This window comes from Sporolactobacillus sp. STSJ-5 (assembly GCF_024385605.1).
Lineage (GTDB): Bacteria > Bacillota > Bacilli > Bacillales > Sporolactobacillaceae > Sporolactobacillus.
The window spans coordinates 127,036-148,489 of sequence record NZ_JANFOJ010000002.1 but is presented as its reverse complement, the minus strand read 5'-3'; the positions used below and the strand labels follow the sequence as shown (position 1 = coordinate 148,489).

The 21,454-nt window shown below is 43.3% G+C and carries 23 protein-coding genes; 1 reads left to right on the top strand and 22 read right to left on the bottom strand.

The genetic code is table 11. The features are described 5' to 3' along the window. Positions 1–88 precede the first annotated feature (88 nt). The 17 genes from trmD to NOM01_RS02795 form a co-directional block, all read right to left on the bottom strand. On the bottom strand, positions 89–823 hold the full coding sequence (gene trmD, locus NOM01_RS02875) for a tRNA (guanosine(37)-N1)-methyltransferase TrmD (RefSeq protein WP_255746229.1): 735 nt from the start codon (positions 821–823) through the stop codon (positions 89–91). Next, on the bottom strand, positions 813–1,340 hold the full coding sequence (rimM, locus tag NOM01_RS02870; RefSeq protein ID WP_255746228.1) for a ribosome maturation factor RimM: 528 nt from the start codon (positions 1,338–1,340) through the stop codon (positions 813–815). Before rimM ends, trmD begins: the two co-directional genes overlap by 11 nt. Positions 1,341–1,434: 94 nt before the next feature. Next, a complete protein-coding gene (locus NOM01_RS02865) occupies positions 1,435–1,665 on the bottom strand; it encodes a KH domain-containing protein (RefSeq protein ID WP_255746227.1) in 231 nt (76 codons plus the stop codon). Between the two features lie 20 nt (positions 1,666–1,685). Next, on the bottom strand, positions 1,686–1,958 hold the full coding sequence (gene rpsP / locus NOM01_RS02860) for a 30S ribosomal protein S16 (protein WP_255746226.1): 273 nt from the start codon (positions 1,956–1,958) through the stop codon (positions 1,686–1,688). A 30-nt stretch (positions 1,959–1,988) separates the two neighbouring features. Next, a complete protein-coding gene (gene ffh, locus NOM01_RS02855; RefSeq protein ID WP_255746225.1) occupies positions 1,989–3,332 on the bottom strand; it encodes a signal recognition particle protein in 1,344 nt (447 codons plus the stop codon). Positions 3,333–3,344: 12 nt separating this feature from the next. After that, a complete protein-coding gene (locus tag NOM01_RS02850) occupies positions 3,345–3,680 on the bottom strand; it encodes a putative DNA-binding protein (protein WP_255746224.1) in 336 nt (111 codons plus the stop codon). A gap of 116 nt (positions 3,681–3,796) precedes the next feature. After that, positions 3,797–4,798, bottom strand: coding sequence for a signal recognition particle-docking protein FtsY (gene ftsY / locus NOM01_RS02845; protein WP_255746223.1), 1,002 nt, complete (start codon positions 4,796–4,798; stop codon positions 3,797–3,799). Between the two features lie 45 nt (positions 4,799–4,843). Beyond that, a complete protein-coding gene (smc, locus tag NOM01_RS02840; RefSeq protein WP_255746222.1) occupies positions 4,844–8,416 on the bottom strand; it encodes a chromosome segregation protein SMC in 3,573 nt (1,190 codons plus the stop codon). A gap of 130 nt (positions 8,417–8,546) precedes the next feature. Then, entirely contained in the window at positions 8,547–9,275 is a 729-nt protein-coding gene (gene rnc, locus NOM01_RS02835) for a ribonuclease III (protein WP_255746221.1), read from the bottom strand. A gap of 117 nt (positions 9,276–9,392) precedes the next feature. Continuing rightward, the gene (acpP, locus tag NOM01_RS02830; protein WP_255746219.1) at positions 9,393–9,635 is read right to left on the bottom strand and encodes an acyl carrier protein; all 243 of its coding nucleotides are present in this window, start codon (positions 9,633–9,635) and stop codon (positions 9,393–9,395) included. A gap of 147 nt (positions 9,636–9,782) precedes the next feature. Continuing rightward, positions 9,783–10,529, bottom strand: a complete 747-nt coding sequence (fabG, locus tag NOM01_RS02825; RefSeq protein ID WP_255746217.1) for a 3-oxoacyl-[acyl-carrier-protein] reductase — start codon at positions 10,527–10,529, stop codon at positions 9,783–9,785. A gap of 4 nt (positions 10,530–10,533) precedes the next feature. Beyond that, entirely contained in the window at positions 10,534–11,478 is a 945-nt protein-coding gene (gene fabD / locus NOM01_RS02820; RefSeq protein WP_255746215.1) for an ACP S-malonyltransferase, read from the bottom strand. A 70-nt stretch (positions 11,479–11,548) separates the two neighbouring features. Beyond that, positions 11,549–12,124: a transcription factor FapR gene (gene fapR, locus NOM01_RS02815; protein WP_255746213.1), complete on the bottom strand. Its 576-nt coding sequence runs from the start codon at positions 12,122–12,124 to the stop codon at positions 11,549–11,551. A gap of 180 nt (positions 12,125–12,304) precedes the next feature. Then, entirely contained in the window at positions 12,305–14,350 is a 2,046-nt protein-coding gene (gene recG, locus NOM01_RS02810; RefSeq protein ID WP_255746211.1) for an ATP-dependent DNA helicase RecG, read from the bottom strand. Further along, entirely contained in the window at positions 14,350–15,252 is a 903-nt protein-coding gene (gene sdaAA / locus NOM01_RS02805) for an L-serine ammonia-lyase, iron-sulfur-dependent, subunit alpha (RefSeq protein WP_255746209.1), read from the bottom strand. Before sdaAA ends, recG begins: the two co-directional genes overlap by 1 nt. 30 nt (positions 15,253–15,282) lie before the next feature. Continuing rightward, entirely contained in the window at positions 15,283–15,945 is a 663-nt protein-coding gene (gene sdaAB, locus NOM01_RS02800; protein WP_255746207.1) for an L-serine ammonia-lyase, iron-sulfur-dependent subunit beta, read from the bottom strand. 15 nt (positions 15,946–15,960) lie between these two features. Further along, positions 15,961–16,359 carry an Asp23/Gls24 family envelope stress response protein gene (locus NOM01_RS02795; RefSeq protein WP_255746206.1) on the bottom strand — a complete coding sequence of 133 codons (399 nt, stop codon included), beginning with the start codon at positions 16,357–16,359 and terminating at the stop codon, positions 15,961–15,963. Between the two features lie 254 nt (positions 16,360–16,613). Here NOM01_RS02795 and rpmB point away from each other — a divergent pair, with 254 nt between their 5' ends. Next, positions 16,614–16,802 (top strand): 50S ribosomal protein L28, encoded by a 189-nt coding sequence (rpmB, locus tag NOM01_RS02790; RefSeq protein WP_255746205.1) that lies wholly within the window; start codon positions 16,614–16,616, stop codon positions 16,800–16,802. A gap of 130 nt (positions 16,803–16,932) precedes the next feature. On the opposite strand, the gene spoVM is transcribed toward rpmB, so the two are convergent. The 5 genes from spoVM to NOM01_RS02765 all read right to left on the bottom strand — a co-directional run bounded on the left by spoVM (position 16,933) and on the right by NOM01_RS02765 (position 21,446). Further along, a complete protein-coding gene (gene spoVM / locus NOM01_RS02785) occupies positions 16,933–17,013 on the bottom strand; it encodes a stage V sporulation protein SpoVM (RefSeq protein ID WP_253065084.1) in 81 nt (26 codons plus the stop codon). Positions 17,014–17,112: 99 nt separating this feature from the next. Further along, positions 17,113–17,754, bottom strand: coding sequence for a thiamine diphosphokinase (locus tag NOM01_RS02780; RefSeq protein WP_255746203.1), 642 nt, complete (start codon positions 17,752–17,754; stop codon positions 17,113–17,115). A 38-nt stretch (positions 17,755–17,792) separates the two neighbouring features. Next, positions 17,793–18,680: a ribosome small subunit-dependent GTPase A gene (gene rsgA, locus NOM01_RS02775; protein ID WP_255746202.1), complete on the bottom strand. Its 888-nt coding sequence runs from the start codon at positions 18,678–18,680 to the stop codon at positions 17,793–17,795. Positions 18,681–18,717: 37 nt separating this feature from the next. Beyond that, positions 18,718–20,700, bottom strand: coding sequence for a Stk1 family PASTA domain-containing Ser/Thr kinase (gene pknB / locus NOM01_RS02770; RefSeq protein WP_255746201.1), 1,983 nt, complete (start codon positions 20,698–20,700; stop codon positions 18,718–18,720). Beyond that, entirely contained in the window at positions 20,697–21,446 is a 750-nt protein-coding gene (locus NOM01_RS02765) for a Stp1/IreP family PP2C-type Ser/Thr phosphatase (RefSeq protein ID WP_255746200.1), read from the bottom strand. The genes pknB and NOM01_RS02765 overlap by 4 nt, the downstream gene beginning before the upstream one ends. Positions 21,447–21,454: the final 8 nt, after the last annotated feature.

Sequence of the window (21,454 nt, the reverse complement as noted above, 5' to 3'; positions counted from 1 at the left end):
TTCACTGGCATTTGCCACAACGACTATCATATCACAATCGAAAGTGTTCATGCAAGCATTTAAATAAGTGAAGAATTGCTTAATAGGGTTAACTTTCTTGCTCAAATTGTTTGATCCATCTTTTTTCCTGCTCGGTCAATTTATAACCGTTTAACAAATCAGGCCTACGTTCATAGGTACGCCTGAGTGATTCCTTCAGGCGCCATTCAGCGATTTTCTCGTGGTTTCCCGAAAGCAATACTTCCGGTACTTTCATGCCACGAAAATCCGCTGGCCGCGTGTAATGCGGATGCTCCAGCAATCCTGTGGAAAAAGAATCGGTCACTGCCGATGTATCATTGCCGAGCACACCAGGAAGCAGTCGCACGATGCTGTCGATCATTGCCATCGCTGCCAATTCTCCGCCTGTCATGACAAAGTCGCCAATGGAATATTCGTCCGTAACAAGGAACTCAGGAACACGTTCGTCAAATCCTTCATAATGCCCACAAATAAAAATGAGTTCTTTTTCTTTGGAGAGCATTTCCGCATCATGCTGCTTAAAGGGCTTTCCTTGCGGTGAAGTCAAAATAACACGCGGTTTGGTATGTTCTTCATGACGCACCGCATCAACCGCATCAAAAAGGGGCTGAGGCATCAGAACCATTCCGGCTCCGCCTCCAAATGGATAATCATCAACTTTATTATGTTTGTTGGTCGTAAAATCCCTAAAATTCGTAATTTTAAAGGAAACAACGTCTTTCTCGGCTGCCTTCCCCAAAATAGAACTGTTTAGAACGCCATCAAACATTTCAGGAAAAAGGGAAAGAATATTAATCTTCATCGTCCACCAACCCCGGAATCAAGTGAACGATCACTTTTTTTTGCGCAACATCGACATTTTTCACTACATCGTTAATATACGGGATTAAGATATCCTTTACTCCCGTATCAACGACCCAAACATCATTCGCACCGGGAGACAGGATTTCCTTCACTTCACCCAGTTCGCGTCCAGTATCTGTGATTACCTTTAATCCGATGATTTCATGATAATAAAAGTCGCCTTGTTCCAGTTCCGACAGCTGTTCTTTTGGAATAAATAGCGAACAGCCCTTATATTTTTCTATATCATTAATCGAAGGATAATTCTCAAAACTCAAGCAGTCAAATTGCTTGTGACGGCGATACGTTTTTACTTTCAGCAGGTCGTGCGTGCCTGTCTCTGGGTTTCGCACGTACAAGGTTGCGCCAATCGCATAGCGTTCTTCCGGAAAATCGGTAATGCTGACAACACGTACTTCACCCTTGATTCCTTGGGTATTGACTATCTTTCCAACATAAAACCATTGCTCAGTCATTATGCAGCCTCCTTACCATTTGGCAATCTGTAAAAAATCTCTATGTACGGTGAAAAAGAGAAGGGCTGATCTCTCCCCCTTCTCTTTTTCTTTATTATTCACGAATTAAGAATCGTGTCGGCACACCGCCAGCGCTTCCGACAGCGGACACAATCGTCCGTACAGCTTCAGCAACCTGACCATGTCTGCCAATCACTTTTCCCATATCCTTTTTATCTACGACAAGTATATAAGTCACATGATCAGATTCTTCTTGTTTCTCAATCATAACATGCGTATGATCGTCAACGAGCGGAAATACAATGGCTTTGATTAACTCTTCCATTTATCTGCCGCCCCTCGTCATTATTTTTGCAGTTTAGCAAGATGGAACTTCTCCATAATGCCTTCCTTGGAGAACAGGTTGCGTACGGTATCTGAAGGTTGAGCACCCTTTTGCAGCCAATCAAGCGCTTTTTCTTCGTCAACTGTGAATGTTTTTGGTGTGACAACCGGATTGTATGTGCCGATTTCTTCAATGAAACGGCCATCGCGAGGTGCGTGTGAATCAGCAACAACTACTCTGTAAAATGGACGTTTCTTTGCACCCATACGTTTTAGACGAATTTTAACTGACATAATAAAACAACTCCTACTTTTTTAATGATTTTACATAAATGGTAAATTAAATGGATTTCGCTTTTTGCCTTTTGCCTTGCCCATAAACTGTTTCATCATTTTTTTCATGTCCTTGAACTGTTTCAGCAACCGGTTGACGTCGGCGACCGATGTCCCGCTGCCAAGAGCAATGCGCTTCTTTCTACTTGCATTAATGACATCCGGATCCGTTTTTTCCTGGGAAGTCATCGATCGAATGATCGCTTCGGTCTGGCCAATTTTCTTCTCGTCGATTTGCATATTTTTCATGCCCTTGAACTTGTTCGCTCCAGGCATCATTGCAAGTAAATCTTCGAGTGGACCCATACTTCGAATCTGACCGATTTGATCCAGAAAATCATCAAGAGTAAAGCTGACGGAAAGCAACTTTTGCTGCATATCACGCGCTTTCTCTTCATCAATTGTTGCTTGTGCTTTCTCAATCAGAGAAAGTACATCACCCATTCCTAAAATTCTCGAAGCCATGCGATCCGGATGGAATGGCTCAAGGGCATCCATCTTCTCGCCCATGCCGACGAATTTAATAGGTGTTCCCGTTACGGAACGAACAGACAATGCAGCGCCGCCTCTTGTGTCGCCATCGAGCTTGGTCATGATAACACCGGTCAAATCCAGTCGATCATTAAACGCAGTTGCGACATTGACTGCATCCTGTCCGGTCATTGCGTCAACAACCAAAAAGATCTCGTCCGGATGACTGACTGCTTTGATCTGATCAAGTTCGTCCATCAGTCCTTCATCAATATGAAGCCGACCTGCGGTGTCAATCAATACTAAATCGTGATGATCCGTCTTCGCCTGCTCCAGTCCCTGACGCACAATTTCCACCGGACTGACCTGATCACCAAGTGAAAAAACGGGTATATTCAGTTGTCCGCCCAAAGTTTGCAACTGTTTAATTGCAGCAGGACGATAAATATCCGCAGCAATCATCAGTGGATTCTTATTATGGGTTTTTCGAATATAATTGGCAAGTTTTGCAGCAGACGTTGTTTTACCAGCGCCCTGCAACCCGACAAACAGCAAAACGGTCGGCGGCTTCAGAGCGAGATTAAGTTTTGTTTGCTCTCCACCCATCAGCTCGGTCAATTCTTCCTGAACAACCTTAATAATCTGCTGTCCGGGAGTAAGGCTTTTTAGAACTTCCTGACCAACTGCACGTTCCTGAACGCTTTTAACAAACGATTTTACGACTTTAAAATTAACATCCGCTTCAAGAAGTGCCAAGCGAATCTCTCGCGTCATCTGTTTGACATCGGCCTCGGTCACCTTGCCTCTGCCGCGAATCTTTTTCATCGTCGCCTGTAATCTGTCCGACAGACTTTCAAATGCCATACTTCTCACTTCCTAATCTAAATTCTCTAATTCATCAATAAAAGAATCTAGTTTTTGGCTTTCTTTACTATTCAAATGACCAGCCAATTCCCTCATTTTCGAAATAACAGAAAGCCTGACTTCATATTTACGAAAAAGCCCTAACCTTTCTTCAAACGCTTCAAGAGCGTTCTCAGCACGTTTGAGGTTATCATAAACAGCTTGTCTTGTAACTTGTTTTCTTTCCGCAATTTCACCAAGAGAAAAATCATTAAGATAGTAAAGATTCAGATACTCTTGCTGTTTTGGGGTGAGAAGCAGCTGATAAAAATCGTATAGGGCGTTAACTCTCAAAACCTTCTCAAGCATAGCAAATCCCCTTGGCTGTAAAGGCATTTTACTTTACAGATTAAATATTACTTTTTTTTTCTTTGTGTGTCAAGTTTTTTCCTTAGCAACGAATGTTAGTCCGTGCTATACACATTTTATTCCGATTGGGACGCTTCATCGTCGGCCTGAAAAAGTTCAGAAAACAGTCCATAAATAAATGCATCCGCATCAAAAGCCTGAAGATCATTCAATTGTTCACCCAGTCCAACAAATTTAACAGGAATGTTCAGTTCATTGCGGATACCAAGCACAATACCGCCTTTCGCCGTTCCATCCAGTTTTGTAAGAACAATACCTGTAACCTCTGACGCTTGCCGAAATAATTTCGCTTGGTTAAGCGCATTCTGTCCTGTCGTTGCATCCAGAACTAGCAAAACCTCCTGCGGCGCACCCGGACATTCGCGAGTGATCACACGTTTGATTTTCTCAAGTTCTTTCATTAAATTAACTTTATTTTGAAGCCTTCCTGCTGTGTCACAAAGCAGAACATCCACCTTGCGCGACTTTGCAGCTTGCATGGCATCAAAGACGACTGAAGCAGGATCTGATCCTTCTTGATGCTTAATCACATCAACACCCGTACGATCGCCCCAAACCTGCAGCTGATCAATCGCGCCTGCTCTGAATGTGTCTGCCGCTGCAAGCAGTACTGTCTTTCCTTCATTTTTAAGTCTACCGGCGAGTTTTCCTATGGTCGTCGTTTTACCCGCACCATTTACACCAACCATAAGAATAACGGTAAGTCCGGAAGGATTTATATTAAGTTTTGTTTCTTCCTTGCTTTTAGTAAGAAATTCAGAAAGAACCTCAACAATCACGTCTTTTAACATTGCCGTATCCTTAATGTTTCTCGTACGCGATTCATCTTTTAACCGATCAACCAGATCCATTACGGTGGTCATTCCAACATCAGATTCAATCAGCAGTTCTTCCAATTCATCAAAAAAATCTTCGTCAACCTTCCGGTAGCGCTTGACCAAATTGTTCATGCCCTCTGCAAATGACTGTCTTGTTTTGGACAAGCCGTCTTTGAATTTATCAGTAACCGCAGTCGTGCTGCCGGTGATACGGTTCTTCAGCTTATTAAAAAAATTCATGGTGTTTCCTCCTTGTCTGTAAATTATTCTTTAGATTGCTGCTTATTAAACGTTACCTGCGGTCAATAAATCTTCCGTCTCTTCCAGTCTCACAGACACAAGGCGGGAAACTCCTGATTCCTGCATGGTGACCCCATAAAGGACGTCAGATCGTTCCATAGTTCCATGCCTGTGAGTCACAACAATAAATTGCGTATCAAGGCTGAATTTTTTCAAGAAGGCCGCGTAACGGTCAACATTTGCGTCATCAAGAGCAGCTTCCACTTCATCAAGGACGCAAAATGGAACTGGGCGCACTTTCAGAATAGCAAAGAGCAGTGCGATCGCCGTCAGCGCACGCTCTCCGCCGGATAGAAGAGAGAGCCGCTGAAGCTTCTTTCCGGGCGGTTCTGCAAGAATATCTACACCACTCGTGAGCATGTCATCTGGTTCAATGAGCTGCAAATCGGCACGTCCCCCACCGAACAGTTCTTGAAAAACCGTTTGAAAATGGGTTCTTATTTTATTGAATGTCTCAGTAAATCGCTGCTCGACCACTTGATCCATTTCCGACATAACATGGTTAAGTGTTTCGCGTGCTTTTAACAAATCTGCCCGCTGTGCAGAGAGAAATTGTTCGCGTTCAAGAACATTTTCATATTCTTCAATCGCGCCTACATTAACGGTCCCGAGTTCTTCGATAGCCAATTTTATTAATTTGACTTTTTTTCGTGCTTCGTCAACATCCATATTTAGTTTGTACTTGTCTCTTGCCGCTTCAATGGTCAGTTCATAGTCTTCTCTTAGTGTGTCTAAAAGATGATCGAGCTGAACATCCATTCGCCCAAGAAGAACGTTTTTCTCTTGATACAAGTTGCTGATCCTGGTTAATTCTGTACGGTCTTGTGACATGAGTGTCTCTTCCTCCGCCAAGGCCTTTTGCTTATTTCGCCGGGAATCACGCATTTCCATCAATTCCGTCATAGTCGTTTCTTTATACGTCTTTGCTTCTTCAATGAGCTGATCCAGCTTCTCCGCATTATCATTCTGGTTCTCAATCTCAAAGCCGATCCCGTCAGCAGAAGAACGAAGCGTATCGAGTGATTCTTTTAGTTCACCGACCCGTCGTTTTGATTGATCTGCTTTTTCTTGTTGATGCGCAGTAATCTGGCTCTGTTCTGCGATTTGGACCTTAAGTGCTGTTATCTCCGACTGAATCTCTTGTTTTGAAGAATCGATATCTTTTCGATTTTTCGTTAAGCTTTCAATTTGATCTGTCAGAGCTTTACCGCGTTCTTCATTCTTCGAAACATCAGCATCGATAATCCGCAACCGTTCTGCAATTTTTTTCTGCTCTGTGCTGAAATCACCATTTTCCCTTGTCAATAAATGATACTTATCAAGACTTGCTTTTTCTTCAGTTTCTGCATCTCTTTTTTGTGTTTCGATGCTGCGGTACTGATTAAGCGCCTCCTCCACAGATTTGCGTGCTGAATCGGATTCCAACTCGTCTGCTGCAATCTGATTCTTTAAATTGGAGAAATCGATTTGCAGCTGCTTTCTTTTTTCTTGCATCTCGTCGATTTGCCGGCTCAATTCTTCAATTTCGGTACTTCGGCTGATCAGACTTGTTTGCTGCTGCTTCGTGCTGCCTCCAGTCATGGCACCACCAGGAGCTACAACATCTCCTGCTAAAGTAACGATTCGATACCGATAGTTCACTTGACGTGCAAGTTCATTTGCACCCTCCAAATTCTTTGCAATGATCACAGAACCCAGTAAAAAATCAACTATGGGTTTATAATGAGGATCGCATGTCAGTAATTCAGATCCTGCACCAATAAAAGCTGAATTTGATTGAAGACGATTGCGTTCTGATGAAGCAATTGCCTTCGGCCGAATAACAGAAATGGGCAGGAAAGTTGCGCGACCGGCTTTGTTTTGCCGTAAAAATTGAATCGCCTGCCTGCCGGCAGATTCATCAGAAACAATCACATGCTGGGAAGAGGCGCCAAGAGCTGTTTCAATTGCCGTGCCGTACTCTTTATTCACCTGAATGAGTTCAGCGACCGCACCGTGAATTCCGGACAGTCTTTTTCGATTTTTTAAAATAACCTTAACGCCTTGATAATAGCCGGCATAATCTTCTTTAAGAGATTCCAGCAATTCTTTTCTTGATCGCGCTTGTTCAATATAATTGCTGATTTTATTTACAGCATCTTTTTCTTTAGTATAGCGTTCTCTTCCCTCTTCCAATCGGGTACGGAGCTTATCATAGCGGTCCTTCAGACGTTTGCCTTCACTAGCCAGCGCTTCCAATTTAGCCGTAAGTATTTGCTTTCTCTTGCCGGCCTCTTCTGCAGATGTCTGTATTTCTACTGTGTTTGATTGAATGCGCGTTTTCTTCAATTCCAAGGTTTTTGCCTGATCAGATAGATAATGCTGCTCGTTGCGCATGGAGGCTTGTTGATTTAAGATCTCGATGTATTCGCCTTTAAGCTTTTCAATCAGTTCATCTAAATTCTGTTCAAAACTATGATACTCATTTTGTTTTTTCACTAGATTCTGCTGCAATTGCGTCAAAAAGATACGCTCCGATTTACTGTTGGCAAGTGCCTGATCAAGTACTTGCCGTTCCTCGTTCAATTGATGTTCCAAGTGTGCGATACGTTCTCTCAGTTCATCAGCACTGCTTTGTGCATGCTTGTGTCGTTCCTCTATGACTTGCTTTCTGCCTAACAATTTTTCCAGTTTCTCAGCAGATTCTGCCCATTCAGTCTGCCTTTTTTCAATTAAATGGTCCAATTCTTCAAGTGCTGAACGATGTTGCCGATAATCATGCTCACTGGTATTCACTTTATCGGATAATTCTATTTTTAATTGGTTCAGTTCATCTACCTGATTTTTCGCAAGCTCCCATTGACTATGAACTTCATCGATATCATGAGCAAGCAGTGCAATGTCCACTTCCTCTAGTTCGCTTTTTTTCTCTAAAAAATCTTTGGCAATTGACGCCTGCTTCTCAAGCGGCTCAAGCCGATCGTCCAACTCATGCAGAATATCTTCAACACGATTTAAGCTGTCTTCGGAATCATTCAGCTGCTTTTCAGCAGCCTGCTTGCGTAATTTATATTTGAGGACACCTGATGCTTCCTCAAAAATTTTCCGTTTATCTTCTGCTTTACTATTCAGAATCTCATCGATTTTTCCCTGACCAATAACCGAATATGCCTCTTTGCCCAGTCCGGAATCCATAAACAAATCAACGATATCTTTTAACCGACAGTTTTGTTTATTGAGTTGGAATTCGCTTTCCCCGGAACGAAACACACGTCGTGTGACGCTGATTTCGCTGAAATCCATTGATATGTAGTGATCGCTGTTGTCCAGCGTGAGCGTCACTTCAGCCATATTGACTGCCTTTTTCGCATCACTTCCCGAGAAAATAATATCTTCCATCTTGGATCCGCGCAGCGATTTGGCCGATTGTTCCCCGAGTACCCAGCGAATAGCTTCTGTGATATTGCTTTTACCGCTTCCGTTCGGACCGACAACCGCAGTAACTCCCGGAACAAATTCAACAGATGTTTTGTTGGCAAATGATTTAAAGCCTGAGACATCCAATCGCTTGAGGAACATCCCGATCCCTCCGTTTCTTACCCTTCTATAATTCACCTTGATTAAATTCATGGTTAAGCCTGATTTTGCACATCATGAATAAACCACAAAACGAGTAACAAAAACAGCCGAGAGCGCCCGGCTGCTTTTGTTACTCGGCAAGATTCTTAAGCGCTTTGCATGCCGCACTTTGCTCCGAATCTTTTTTCGAATGTCCTTTGCCCATACCGACGATTTCACCATTCAGCAATACATTTGACGTAAACTCGCGATGATGTGCCGGTCCTTTTTCGGACAACAGCTCATAATCCAGTTCACCCAGATTTCTCCTCTGAATTGTCTCTTGCAATTGGCTTTTGTAATCCATCACATGGGAAAAAGTGCCGTCGTTAATTCTCGGATAAACAACTATTTTTAGGAATCGCTCGACTTCAGTCAATCCCTGATCGAGATACAGAGCGCCGATAAACGCTTCAAAGACATCCGCTAGAAGCGATGGACGCTTTCGTCCGCCGGTTACCTCTTCCCCGCGTCCAAGAAAAATCTTATCCTCGAAAGACAGCGATGACGCAAATTGAAATAATCCGCCTTCACACACAATGGCCGCACGCAGCTTTGTCATGTCTCCCTCAGTAAGATCCGGATAATGTTTGAAAAGATATTGAGAGATCAATAACTCAAGAACAGCATCCCCAAGAAATTCAAGTCGCTCATAATCGTCTTGTGACGCACGACGGTGCTCATTCACATAAGATGAATGGGTAAATGCTTGCTTTAATAAGTCTTCATTTTGAAATGAGAATGAAAAATCATCAAGAAAATGATGAAGCCTTTCAGTTACTTCTTTTTCCTGATCTTGCATCTTTTTTGAACTTGGCACACGTTTCACCTCCGCTAACTAAGAAACCAAAATCCATTTTTTCCATAACTTCCGAAAATAATAAGAAGCCCCGTCCTTATAAACGGATTTATAAAAACGGGACTCATGGTTAGAATGTCAGGATTTATGGCTCTCTATGTAAGATACGACGTCACCAACGCTTTGAATCTTTTCCGCATCTTCATCGGAGATTTCCAAATTAAATTCGTCTTCAAGTTCCATGACAAGTTCTACAATATCAAGAGAATCTGCGTCCAAATCTTCTTTAAATGAAGCTTCCAGTTTAACGTCTGCTTCATCTACGCCTAATCGGTCGACAACGATTTTCTTGACACGTGTCAAAACATCTTCATCTGCCATGTCGTCACCTCCTCTCGAGGGCATTTACATTTTTTTAGCTCTCCGTAAAAGGAGTGGGCACAACGCCCTGAAAAGCTTTCGCAGTGAGAAACTGATGAACTACCCGTCTCACTTAATGAAACTCTCTTTAAGCGTACCTCAATCATTTTATTGCATTGACATTCCGCCGTCAATACTTAATGTTTGTCCGGTCATGTACTTGCTATCGTCAGAAGCAAGGAATGCAACAGCATTTGCTACGTCATCTGGTGCACCTAATTGTCCAAGTGGAATATCTTGTTTCATTTTATCCTTAATTTCTTCCGAAAGCTGGTCGGTCATATCAGTAATAATAAATCCCGGAGCAACAGCGTTAACGGTTATCCCCCGAGATGCAACTTCCCGGGCGGTAGCCTTCGTTAGTCCAATCACTCCAGCTTTGGCAGCTACATAATTCGCTTGTCCAGAGTTGCCCAAAAGACCGACTACCGATGCCACATTAATGATTCTGCCTGCCTTCTGACGCATCATTGGACGAAGCGCAGCTTTGGTAACTAAAAAGACTCCTTTAAGGTTTGTATTCAGAACTGCGTCCCAGTCCTCTTCTTTCATACGCATGAGCAGTCCGTCACGCGTAATTCCTGCATTGTTGACAACAATGTCAATATGGCCAAACTGCTCAATCGATTTTTTAATCATGGCTTGCACTGCAGTTTCGTCTGAAACATCACATTGCCAGATAAGCGCTTTGCCGCCCGCAGATTCAATTTCTGCAACTGTATCCTCCGCACGCGTTTTATTGCCTGAATAGTTGACGATCACGGATGCGCCAAGCCGAGCCAGTTTAATGGCAATAGCGCGGCCGATTCCTCTGGAAGCACCGGTAACCAATGCTGTTTTTCCATCCAGTCCCATTCTATTATACACGCCCCTTCAGTTTTTCAGACACATCAAGCAGACTCTTCGCATCATTAACTTGATAAACCGTTAGCTTGCGATTAATCTTTCGAATTAATCCCGAGAGCACCTTTCCTGGACCAACTTCAACAAAAGTGTCTACACCAAGCTGCGTCAGCCGTTCCACAGATTCAGTCCAACGAACCGGTGAATACAGCTGTTCAATTAGATGATCACGAATGTCTTCAGCGGTTGCTTCTTCTTGCGCCGTGCTGTTGGCAATTATAGGAACAACGGCATTTTTAACGGGCAGTGCATCAAGAACTTCCCGCATTTTTTCAGCCGCGGGTTTCATCAATGAAGAATGAAATGGTCCGCTCACAGAAAGGGGTACGACACGTCGTGCTCCCGCTTCCTCTGCACGTTTTGAAGCTTTCTCAACACCTTCAACGGTTCCAGAAATAACAATTTGTCCCGGGCAATTAATGTTTGCCGTTTGCACGGATTCGCCCTGTTCTGAAATGGCAGTGCAAATTTCCTTCAATTGATCTGCATCCAATCCAAGGACAGCTGCCATCGTTCCTTTTCCTGCCGGAACGGCAGCCTCCATGAGCAAGCCTCGTTCACGAACTGCGTAAACGGCATCCTCAAATCCGAGGACACCCGCCGCATATAATGCACTATATTCACCAAGACTGTGGCCAGCCAAATAATCCGGCTTAACCCCTTGTTTTTCCAGCAACGCACAGAGCACGGCACTTACTGTCAAAAGCGCAGGCTGCGTGTTTTCTGTTTTTTTTAGTACTTCCTCTGGACCGTTCATAACCAGTTCGGTCAAGGAGAATGACAAGCGATTGTCCGCCGTTTCGAACATTTTTTTGGCTTCAGGATAGGTAGCAATCAGATCAGCACCCATGCCGACTGTTTGAGAACCTTGTCCGGGGAAAACAAATGCAATCTTACTCAAAATACATCAACCTCCGCAACATATCGAATTACCACTGTTTGAAGCAAATCAGACGGCTTTCTGCCGCCGTTTACACTTCTGATTTATCTTTTCCTCCATGAGCACGGTACATGGTAAATACGCCCTTAAAAACATGATCATGCCCTGAATAACTATCCACTTCAACGACGGTACGTACACGCTCCTTGCGCAAAACCTTTGCTTTTGCGACCACTCGTTCACCTGACTTGACAGGCCGGATGAATTGGATCTCAGCTTTCGAAGTCAGAGCGAGATCATCGTTGATTACGGCTACAGCGAGCGAATTCGCTTGTGCAAACAAGTGATGCCCGCGAGCAATTCCTGTCCTTGAAAAAACAAAATCCGGTGTTATTTCTAGGATAGAAATTGCACTGATATCCAACTGAAGATCAAGAATATCACCAATCACTTCTTCTTTGTGAAGGGCTTTGACGTCATCAAATTGCCTCTTTGCCACATGTTTGATCCGTTCTCGCAACTCCGGAATAGATAATTCCAAACGATCAAGTCGAATCGTCTGAACACTAACCGTGAATTTCTTTGCCAGTTCGTCATCCGTAATAAACGGATTATCGTCGATCGTTTGTTTCAGAGATGCTTGTCTGTCTTTTTTGCTTTTTCTCATAAACTGGACACCGCCGTTTTATGTTCATCATGAATACTAAACATCTTCTTTTTAAGACTAGGTAATAATAGTTAGTATATCATAACTTATCTATCGCGGGTAGGGCAGAGGCGCACAGACAAAACAAGGTGCTAAATCATCGACTCATAACATACGCGGCGCAAGTTTTTTGGTTTCATTTCAATCTAAATGAAGGAGCTTAGTCAATCCTGATTCTGTTAATGGCTCGCGCAGTCCTGTGTAACGTTCGTCACGCCAGAATTGCGGATCCCGAACAAGCCGTGCCGCATCGTCTCGCGCAGTAGCTAATGTTCGGTAATCATGAATCATGTCAGCGAGCTTAAAAGTGGGCAAACCGCTTTGCTTTTTACCAAAAAAGTCTCCGGGTCCGCGAAGCTTAAGATCGTATCCAGACAATTTAAAACCATCCGTGGTCTCTGTCATCATTCGCATTTTTTCTCTGCTCGTTTCCGACTTGGCATCTGCAAGAAGAACACAATAAGATTGATCGCTGCCTCTTCCTACACGACCACGCAGTTGATGCAGCTGGGACAAGCCGAATCGATCTGCATCGTAAATGATCATCAACGATGCATTAGGAACGTTGACACCTACCTCAACAACTGTGGTTGATACAAGTACTTGGGCCTCTCTCCTTTTAAAAGAATCCATAACCTGATCTTTCTCTTCAGGAGTTAATTTGCCATGCATCAAGGCGACCTTGTAACCGGGAAGTGCTTGAGAAAGCTGCGCATGAACATCAAGAGCATTTTGAACGTCAAGCTGTTCAGATTCCTCAATCAAAGGACAAATGACATAGGCTTGTCTTCCTTGATCAAGTTCTTTTCTCATAAAAGTTATGATACGGCCAATCGCATTTTCCTGTACCCAATAGGTCTTAATTTTCTTTCTGCCGCCAGGAAGTTCGTCAATTGTAGACACATCCATATCTCCAAAAACAGAAAGTGCCAAGGTGCGCGGAATCGGAGTAGCGGTCATATACAATACATCCGGCTCTTTTCCTTTCAACCGCAACGCACCACGCTGACGAACGCCAAAACGATGCTGTTCATCGGTTACCACCAGCCCGAGTTGTTTAAACTCAACTTCAGGTTGAATCAAAGCGTGGGTACCAATCAGAATTTGAATATGACCATGAAGCAGCTGATCAAGCAATATCTTTCTTTTAGTACCACGCACGCTTCCAGTCAGCAATCCGACAGATATATTAAAAGGGCGAAATAATTCATCAAGATTTTCAGCATGCTGCTGCGCAAGTATTTCTGTAGGAGCCATCAGCGCACCTTGATAGCCGGCGCTTACTGCCGTGTACAACGCAATCGCCGCAATCACCGTTTTTCCGGAGCCAACATCACCTTGAAGAAGTCGGTTCATTGGCGAGTCAGAATCCATGTCTGTTAAAATTTCGTCGACTACTCGATTTTGTGCTTGTGTCAATGAAAAAGGAAGCAAGCTAATAAACCGTCGGACGTTTTCACGATCCGCAGAAATTCGGATTCCTTTGGACGATGAACGTCTTATTTGCTTATAAGCTTGCAATTTTAATTGATAATTTAAGAATTCTTCATAAACAAGCCGTCTTCTCGCTTGATGAAGTTGAGCCTGATCTTTCGGAATATGTATTGTATAAACCGCTTGTCTTTTGCCAACGAGTTTGTAAGCCGAAAGCAATTCATGGGGTAGATCTTCTTCTATATAATTGGGAAAACGATTAAATGCCTGATTGATCAGGCTCCTAAGTTTTCTAACCGAAACACCTGCGCACACAGAATAAACCGGTGCCCATTGTGCTTCTTGATCCGGCTGTCCTTTATGAAAATCAGTTGAAGTCAACGTTGCACGATTTCGATCCCACTTTCCTGTTACCGTAACGATGTCGCCAAGTTTCAAACTTCGTTTTAAATAAGGCCGATTGAATAATATAACGGTTATTAAATAACTGCCGGACAGCACACGCACAGTCAAGCGTGACTTTTTCTTCCCGTAATAATTAAGTAACGGCTCACTTTGCACTTTCCCCATAATTGTAACCTGTTCCTGGTCCTGAGCACTCGCCAAGTCTCTTAACTCATAGTTCTCATAACGATATGGATAATGGGCAAAAAGGTCGTCAATGGTTGTTATTCCAAGCTGCTCCAAGTCCTCTGCCAGCTTCGGGCCAACGCCTCTTAGTTCCGTAATTGGAAAACGCAAAGTAGTGTTCATCATTTTTCTTCAGTCACGGACAATTGATCATCCGTTCCAAATATTCGTTTTTTCAGCTCACGTCCAGTCTTAGTATCAGCAAGTCCGCCGAGCGCGGTCTCTCTTAAAGCAGGAGGCATCATGCGTCCCACTCGATACATTGCATCGATAACCTCGTCACAAGGAATGATACTCTTAATTCCGGCAAGGGCCATGTCAGCAGCAACAAGTGCGCTTGAAGCGCCAATTGCATTACGTTTCACGCAAGGAGCTTCAACCAGCCCGGCAACGGGGTCACAAATCAAGCCAAGCATGTTGCCCAGCGCCATCGCCATTGCATGCGCCGACTGTTCAGGAGTGCCGCCTGCCATTTCAACTGCCGCCGCTGCAGCCATACCGGTAGCAGATCCAACTTCTGCTTGACAGCCACCTGCTGCCCCGGAAATGGAAGCATTATTAGCAATAACGAAGCCAAATGCACCGGCTGTGAAAAGGAAGTGAATCATCTCTTCTCTGCTCGGTTTCAGTTTATGCTTCAAACCAAACAGTACGCCGGGAACCACGCCGGCAGATCCTGCCGTCGGTGTCGCGCAAATTGTCCCCATTGCTGCGTTTACTTCATTCGTCGCCATTGCTTTACTTACAGCGTCAAGCAGTACCGAACCTGATAATGTGTCACCATTTTCCAAATAACTCTGCAGAAGACGGGCATCTCCTCCCGATAGTCCCGAGCGTGACTTAATGTCTTCATGAATTCCTCTTTGGACAGCCTGTTCCATGACGTTCAACTGGCCAGACATTTTTTCAATAATCTGATCACGCTTGTTACCCGTCGTTTCTATCTCCGTTTGAATCATTACTTCATAGATAGGCAAATTGCGGCTGTTCGCGATGTTTACTAACTCTTCAATTGATTGAAACATAAAGACACCTCTTTTCCGGAAGATACTTGATTAAGCTAATACTGCAACATTGAGTATATTAGGAAGTCCTGAAATTTCTGCAGCAAGCCCATCGCTGATTTCTTCATCGGTTTGAATCACCATAAGCGCAAGCTGTCCCTTTTCCTGTCGTGAAACCTCCATATAGGAAATGTTCAGCTCGTATTTGGCAATCAGCACAGCAACCTCAGCAACAGCCCCATATTTGTCATGATGAAGGATAAGGAGTGCAGGATTGCTTCCGGATAGAGAAATAGAAAAGCCGTTGACTTCTGTAATCTCAATTTTCCCGCCGCCTATGGAAACGCCGACTAATTCAAGGCTTTGATCACCTGCTGATAAATGAATTCGCGCTGTGTTCGGCTGCTCCACCTGTGTTTCCTTATCCACACTAAATTGCACGTCCATTCCCTTTTGCTGCGCAATTTTAATTGAATCAGGCAAATTTGCATTACTTTCATTAAAATCCAGCAATCCGGCAACAATTGCCACATCCGTTCCGTGGCCCTTGTATGTTTCAGCAAAGGAACCGTACAAAGTTATTTTCACATGCTCCGGCATGACACCGAGCAGTTTTCTGGCCATTCGCCCAATTTTCGCCGCACCGGCAGTATGCGAACTTGATGGTCCAACCATAACCGGACCAATAATATCAAAAACACTTCGATACTTCATGTCGCATGACTCCCCTTATGCTTGTAATGATTGATCTTCAGGTAACGCTTCTTCATCCGTAAGGCGAACACCTTGTACAAAGATATTGATTGAAGCGGCATTCAATCCAAGCATTTCATTTAAAGTTTCTTTAACCTTTGTTTGAACACTTCCTGCTACCTCTGAAATACGGGTGCCATAACTCACGATGATATACATATCAATAAGCAAATTCTGATCTTCATCAAAGCGAACAACAACGCCGCGGCTGAAGTTCTCTTTCTTCAACAGCTCGGTAAAACCGTCCTTCAATTGATTTTTAGAAGCCATGCCCACGATACCAAAGCAATCCATTGCAGCACCACCGACAATTTTTGCAATAACATCGATTGAAATATCAATTTGTCCATAGGTGTTCGTTATAGATACAGTCATTTGTAAAACCTCCCAAGTGAAATTCTATTAATTTTTTTATAGGGACAGTCAATCTTATTCTTCTTCTCTTCTATCCGTAATCTTATTCGACTTATCGTTATTTTACACTAGCTTTCCCTAATTTTAAAGTCATGCATGTGCATGTACCATTTGACCCAATCAATTTTCTGCGATCTCTAGTTGCGTGTCACGTTCGTACGTGTTAGTATAGAGTTATTGCGTTAATGAATTGCATGGTCAAGGAGGTCATCTATATGGGACGTCGATGCTTTGTTACCGGCAAAACAACGAAGTTCGGTCAGAACCGTTCATTTGCTGAAAATAAATCGAAAAGAACATTTAAAGCGAATCTGCAAAAAGTCCGTATCCTTGTTGACGGAAAACCAAAACGCGTTTATGTATCTGCAAAAGCGCTTAAAGCAGGTAAAGTTGAACGTGCTTAATGCATGATCAACCACTTAATTCGCACGAAACCGAAACAAAAAAGCCAAGCCCTTTTAGGGAATTGGCTTTTTTGTTTGCCAATCAAAAAAGACATCTTTGTAGATGCCCTTTTTGATGATGTGAGTTTATTTACCCCTTCTTAAAGGAACCGAGGAGGGCTCTCACAATACTTGCCAGAAATTTCGGCAGCTTAATCGTATAAAATTTCATTATACTGCTCCTCCTTGTCACAAGCGCCGTCATCCTTTATCACGTGCTTCTAGAATATATGAAGCGATTATGAAAACTATGACCGTTTCGTTAGACAAGTTAATCACTGCAGCGCATCATCAATAGAAGGCCATGCGAAAAGGAAACGTGAAAAACGGCAGCATGCGTTTCATTGCTGATACAGAGACTTGATCCTAGACGAAGCTCTGCATCATTAAGCGGATACTTAACACATGACAAACTCAACCCGGTTACTTTTTCAGTCAAAGCAAGAAATGAAAGATAACGGTATGATGGATTGTTCTTTATAGGATATGCGCCTGGAGTCAATAAAGTGATCCAATTTTTTTTATCAATAATAGCGAGTTCAGAAGAAGTGTCAGTCGATTTCATCAGCAATTGTATACTTGCAAGCGCGTGATCCATCCTTCCGCCAGTCACCCCGAACAGATAACATTGCTCTGGATTCAGACTAAGCGCCCAGTCAAGTGCCAGCTCTAAATCTGTTTTATCCTTTTCAGGAGGATAGGAACAAAGTTCGAACCCGTCCTTGTCAATCTTTGTTCGTTCTTCTGCAGTCAACGAATCAAAATCACCAAATGCGCGAATTGGTCGAATCCTATTTTTTAACAAAACGATTGTCCCATGATCAGCGCCGATCCATTCAAAATCCTCATATTCAGGAGCATTCAGATCGGGCAGAAGTGATTCCGGACCTCCTGCAACAATTGCCAGCTTCATTACAGCTGCCTCCGTTCTTTACTTATTAACTTTGACCGTTAATACTTTGTTCGTTCACGCTCATTGAGTTCTGCTAAGAAAATTTGATAATGCTCGTACCGCGAGCGATCAATCTTACCTTTGGAAACCGCATCCTTTACCATGCAATCAGGTTCGGCCAAATGCATGCAGCCTCTGAAACGACAGCCTTCTCTAAATTCGTCAAATTCAGGAAAGCATTGTTCCAAATCGGAAGGGGCTATATCTGGAAGTTCCAACGAACTGAATCCCGGAGTGTCTGCCACATAGCCATTTATTGAAATCGGCAATAATTCAACATGTCTGGTCGTGTGCTTTCCACGGCCTAAAGCATGCGAAATCGCTTGAGTCTCAATGTTTAAGGAATCGCCCAAATAGTTTAAAAGTGTCGATTTACCGACACCGGATTGTCCGGTGACAACACTGATTCGATTCTCCATGCGCTGCTTGAGTTCAGCGAGTCCTTCTTTTTTCAGACTGGAGGTAAACAAAATAGGATAGCCGATCTTTTCATAAACACTCATTTGCGAACGAAATGTTTCAATATCTTTTTCAGACAAGAGATCCCATTTTGTGAAGCAAATAACCGGATCGATTCTATGAGCTTCCATTGAAATAAGAAAACGGTCAAGAAGCTGACAATCCAAAGCTGGTTCCGCGACGGAAAACACCAAAATAGCCTGATCAATGTTGGCGATCGGGGGACGTTTCAATACATTCTTACGCTTACTGATCGATAAAATATAACCGTCTGTCGGCTTTGCCGCCTCGTAAACAACATGATCGCCAACAAGAGGGCTCACACCGCGCTTTCGAAACACCCCTCTTGCTCGGCATTGAACCAGCTGATCACCATTTTTCACATAATAAAATCCGCTTAATGCTTTAATTATTGTACCTTCAGGCATATCAAGACTCCTTATTCGTTAAGAAAAATGTTCTCTGTTAATTTGGATAATCAACCGTACCTGTTTTTCTTTCGACATTATCAATTAATACCCTGTAAGAACCTTTCTCATTCGGATTGATCGTAAATGGTATCGTATATGTTTTCGTTTCAGTTATTTGTTCATCGGTAAATACAGAGTTGTCGTGGTTGGCATCGGTATAATATATTTGTACGTGAATCGGTGTGCCTTCCCCTGAATCGGAGGATGTGCTGTCACCGCTTGTTCCCGGATACACCACTTTGATCGGCTGATCAATCTCCTTTGGTTTTGCTTCGCTTCCTTTCGACAATGTGACGATGACTGATGAATCCTTGTCCACTTGGCTCCCGGCAGCAGGATCTTGATCAAGCACACTGCCCTTTTCAATATCGTCAGAATAATCACCAACAGAAAAATCAGCTGTCAACCCCTGACTTTTAAGCAGTTTACTTGCCTCATTTTTTGTTTTCCCCTTCAGATTGGGAACAGTTGCCTGCGGATTTCCTGTGCTGTAGGTGAGTTCCAAAATTGTCTTCGATGGGACAACTTTTTCTCCTGCAGCCGGATTTTGACGTATAATCTGGTCTTCAGGTATTGATGCCGACTGTTCTTCATGCCAAACCACATCTTTATAGCCGGCATCCTTGATTACATCAGAAACCGTATCCCGACTGTAACCGACATAGTTGTCCAGTGCCACTGTTTTAGAACCCTTGCTTACGACAAGCGATACCTGCGCATTTTCTTTCACTTCTGCGCCTGCCTCAGGATTCTGACTGATAACTTTTCCTTTTGCGACGGAATTGCTTACGCGATCCGTTCGGATAGTCTTCAGCTTCTGATTAGACAATGTCTTTTGGGCTTTTTGATACGTCATTCCTGATACATCAGGGACCCGAACATTGGAGACATAGAACAACTTAGGTAAAAGTGTCGTTCCGAGCACTAATCCTGCTGCGATTAACAAGATGAGAATACCTGAAATCGTTAGCCATTTCTTAGCTTTTGATTTTTTCTTTTTTCCGCCTGTTTGAGATGGTGCAGGAACATTTTTTTCCGCTGTCGCTTCTTGACTTTTGTTAGACTGGTTTTTGATCGGCGCCATTTTGATCGTTTTTTCCAGATCCTCGTTCTCCTCTTCCGGAACAGGTTCATCAAGAATCAGTCTTTGTTCATTGGCACGTTCCGGATCAAGCGCAGTGATTAAATCGTTATACATATCCGTTACTTGGTCATAGCGATCAGACGGATTTTTTGCGAGAGCGCGAATCATCACATTTTCAATGGATTGAGGAATATCCGATCGAAAATCACGCGGATAAGGCATAGGCGAGCTGAGATGTTTCAATGCAACAGAGACAGGAGAAGTCCCGGGAAAAGGCAATTTTCCTGTCAATAATTCAAACATTACAATTCCGATTGCATAAATATCCGATTTAATTGTGGCTTTCCCGCCTCGTGCCTGTTCCGGAGAAAGATAATGTGCTGATCCCATGATCGAATGAGTATAGGTAATGGTAGCCCCGCTGACAGCAAGAGCGATTCCGAAATCAGTTACCTTCACCCGCTCGGATTCATTGATTAATATATTTTGAGGCTTTATATCTCGATGTACAATGCCATGCTGGTGTGCATGCGTAATGGCAAGTAAAATCTGCTTCATGATATAGATTGATTCATCAATAGATATAGGCGAATAATCTTTTATGAATTCTTTAAGTGTCATTCCTTCGATATATTCCATGACAATGTAATAGCAGTCCTCTTCACCGATATCATAAATTGCAACAATATTCGGATGAGAAAGACTGGCGACCGATTCTGCCTCGCGATGAAAGCGGCGGACGAATTCCTCATCTCCGGACAATTCGGGACGTAGTGTTTTTACCGCAACAAAGCGTTCCAAAATTAAGTCTTTCGCCTTATATACGATCGCCATTCCGCCTTCACCAAGACGGGATAGAATTTGGTACCTTCCGCCAACTCGTTTTCCTATCATAGCTTTTCACCATCACCATCTTTGGAAATAATGATCACTGAACTATTGTCCTCTCCGCCGGCATGATTTGCCTCACTGATCATCATTTCTGTTTTCTCTCGTAAATTCATTGTACCCTCCATAATTTCACTCAATGTCTCATCAGACAGCTTGTTTGTTAATCCATCGGAACAAATCAAAAGATGAGAACAGTTTGCCCAATCAATAACTGACGTATCGAGAGCGATTGTCGGTTCAGTTCCTAAAGAACGCATCAAAATATTTCTTTTTGGGTGATCTTCAGCCTCTTCTTTTGTTATTTGCCCGGATTTCAGCAATTCATTAACGAATGTATGATCTTCTGTAATCTGTTTGACAATGCAATTCTGTTTCCATATGTATATCCTGCTGTCTCCAACAGATGAAACGGCGATAAATTCTTTCGTACAAAGTGCGACGGCGAAGGTTGTTCCCATACCTCGGCATGCATCATGAGTCTCCGCATATTCATATAAGCGCAGGTTCACACTGCGAACTAAATGATTCAGCCATGTCTCTGCTTCTTCTTTAGTAAAAACACCTGAATGCTCCGACCACTTGGCGGATGTCAGCTCCAAAGCCATTTTACTGGCAATTTCGCCTGCGGCATGTCCTCCCATACCGTCAGCAACGATTCCGAGCAGGCAGTCGTCGCCATAAAGCACATCCAAACTATCCTCATTTTGTTCTCGTACGTTCCCGGAACTTGTACACCACTCGGCCTTCACGCAGTTCA

Coding starts and splice junctions, on each gene's coding strand:
- trmD (WP_255746229.1), bottom strand. CDS start 823: ATGAAGATTAATATTCTTTCCCTTTTTCCTGAAATGTTTGATGGCGTT.
- rimM (WP_255746228.1), bottom strand. CDS start 1,340: ATGACTGAGCAATGGTTTTATGTTGGAAAGATAGTCAATACCCAAGGA.
- NOM01_RS02865 (WP_255746227.1), bottom strand. CDS start 1,665: ATGGAAGAGTTAATCAAAGCCATTGTATTTCCGCTCGTTGACGATCAT.
- rpsP (WP_255746226.1), bottom strand. CDS start 1,958: ATGTCAGTTAAAATTCGTCTAAAACGTATGGGTGCAAAGAAACGTCCA.
- ffh (WP_255746225.1), bottom strand. CDS start 3,332: ATGGCATTTGAAAGTCTGTCGGACAGATTACAGGCGACGATGAAAAAG.
- NOM01_RS02850 (WP_255746224.1), bottom strand. CDS start 3,680: ATGCTTGAGAAGGTTTTGAGAGTTAACGCCCTATACGATTTTTATCAG.
- ftsY (WP_255746223.1), bottom strand. CDS start 4,798: ATGAATTTTTTTAATAAGCTGAAGAACCGTATCACCGGCAGCACGACT.
- smc (WP_255746222.1), bottom strand. CDS start 8,416: ATGTTCCTCAAGCGATTGGATGTCTCAGGCTTTAAATCATTTGCCAAC.
- acpP (WP_255746219.1), bottom strand. CDS start 9,635: ATGGCAGATGAAGATGTTTTGACACGTGTCAAGAAAATCGTTGTCGAC.
- fabG (WP_255746217.1), bottom strand. CDS start 10,529: ATGGGACTGGATGGAAAAACAGCATTGGTTACCGGTGCTTCCAGAGGA.
- fapR (WP_255746213.1), bottom strand. CDS start 12,124: ATGAGAAAAAGCAAAAAAGACAGACAAGCATCTCTGAAACAAACGATC.
- recG (WP_255746211.1), bottom strand. CDS start 14,350: ATGAACACTACTTTGCGTTTTCCAATTACGGAACTAAGAGGCGTTGGC.
- sdaAA (WP_255746209.1), bottom strand. CDS start 15,252: ATGTTTCAATCAATTGAAGAGTTAGTAAACATCGCGAACAGCCGCAAT.
- sdaAB (WP_255746207.1), bottom strand. CDS start 15,945: ATGAAGTATCGAAGTGTTTTTGATATTATTGGTCCGGTTATGGTTGGA.
- NOM01_RS02795 (WP_255746206.1), bottom strand. CDS start 16,359: ATGACTGTATCTATAACGAACACCTATGGACAAATTGATATTTCAATC.
- rpmB (WP_255746205.1), top strand. CDS start 16,614: ATGGGACGTCGATGCTTTGTTACCGGCAAAACAACGAAGTTCGGTCAG.
- spoVM (WP_253065084.1), bottom strand. CDS start 17,013: ATGAAATTTTATACGATTAAGCTGCCGAAATTTCTGGCAAGTATTGTG.
- NOM01_RS02780 (WP_255746203.1), bottom strand. CDS start 17,754: ATGAAGCTGGCAATTGTTGCAGGAGGTCCGGAATCACTTCTGCCCGAT.
- rsgA (WP_255746202.1), bottom strand. CDS start 18,680: ATGCCTGAAGGTACAATAATTAAAGCATTAAGCGGATTTTATTATGTG.
- pknB (WP_255746201.1), bottom strand. CDS start 20,700: ATGATAGGAAAACGAGTTGGCGGAAGGTACCAAATTCTATCCCGTCTT.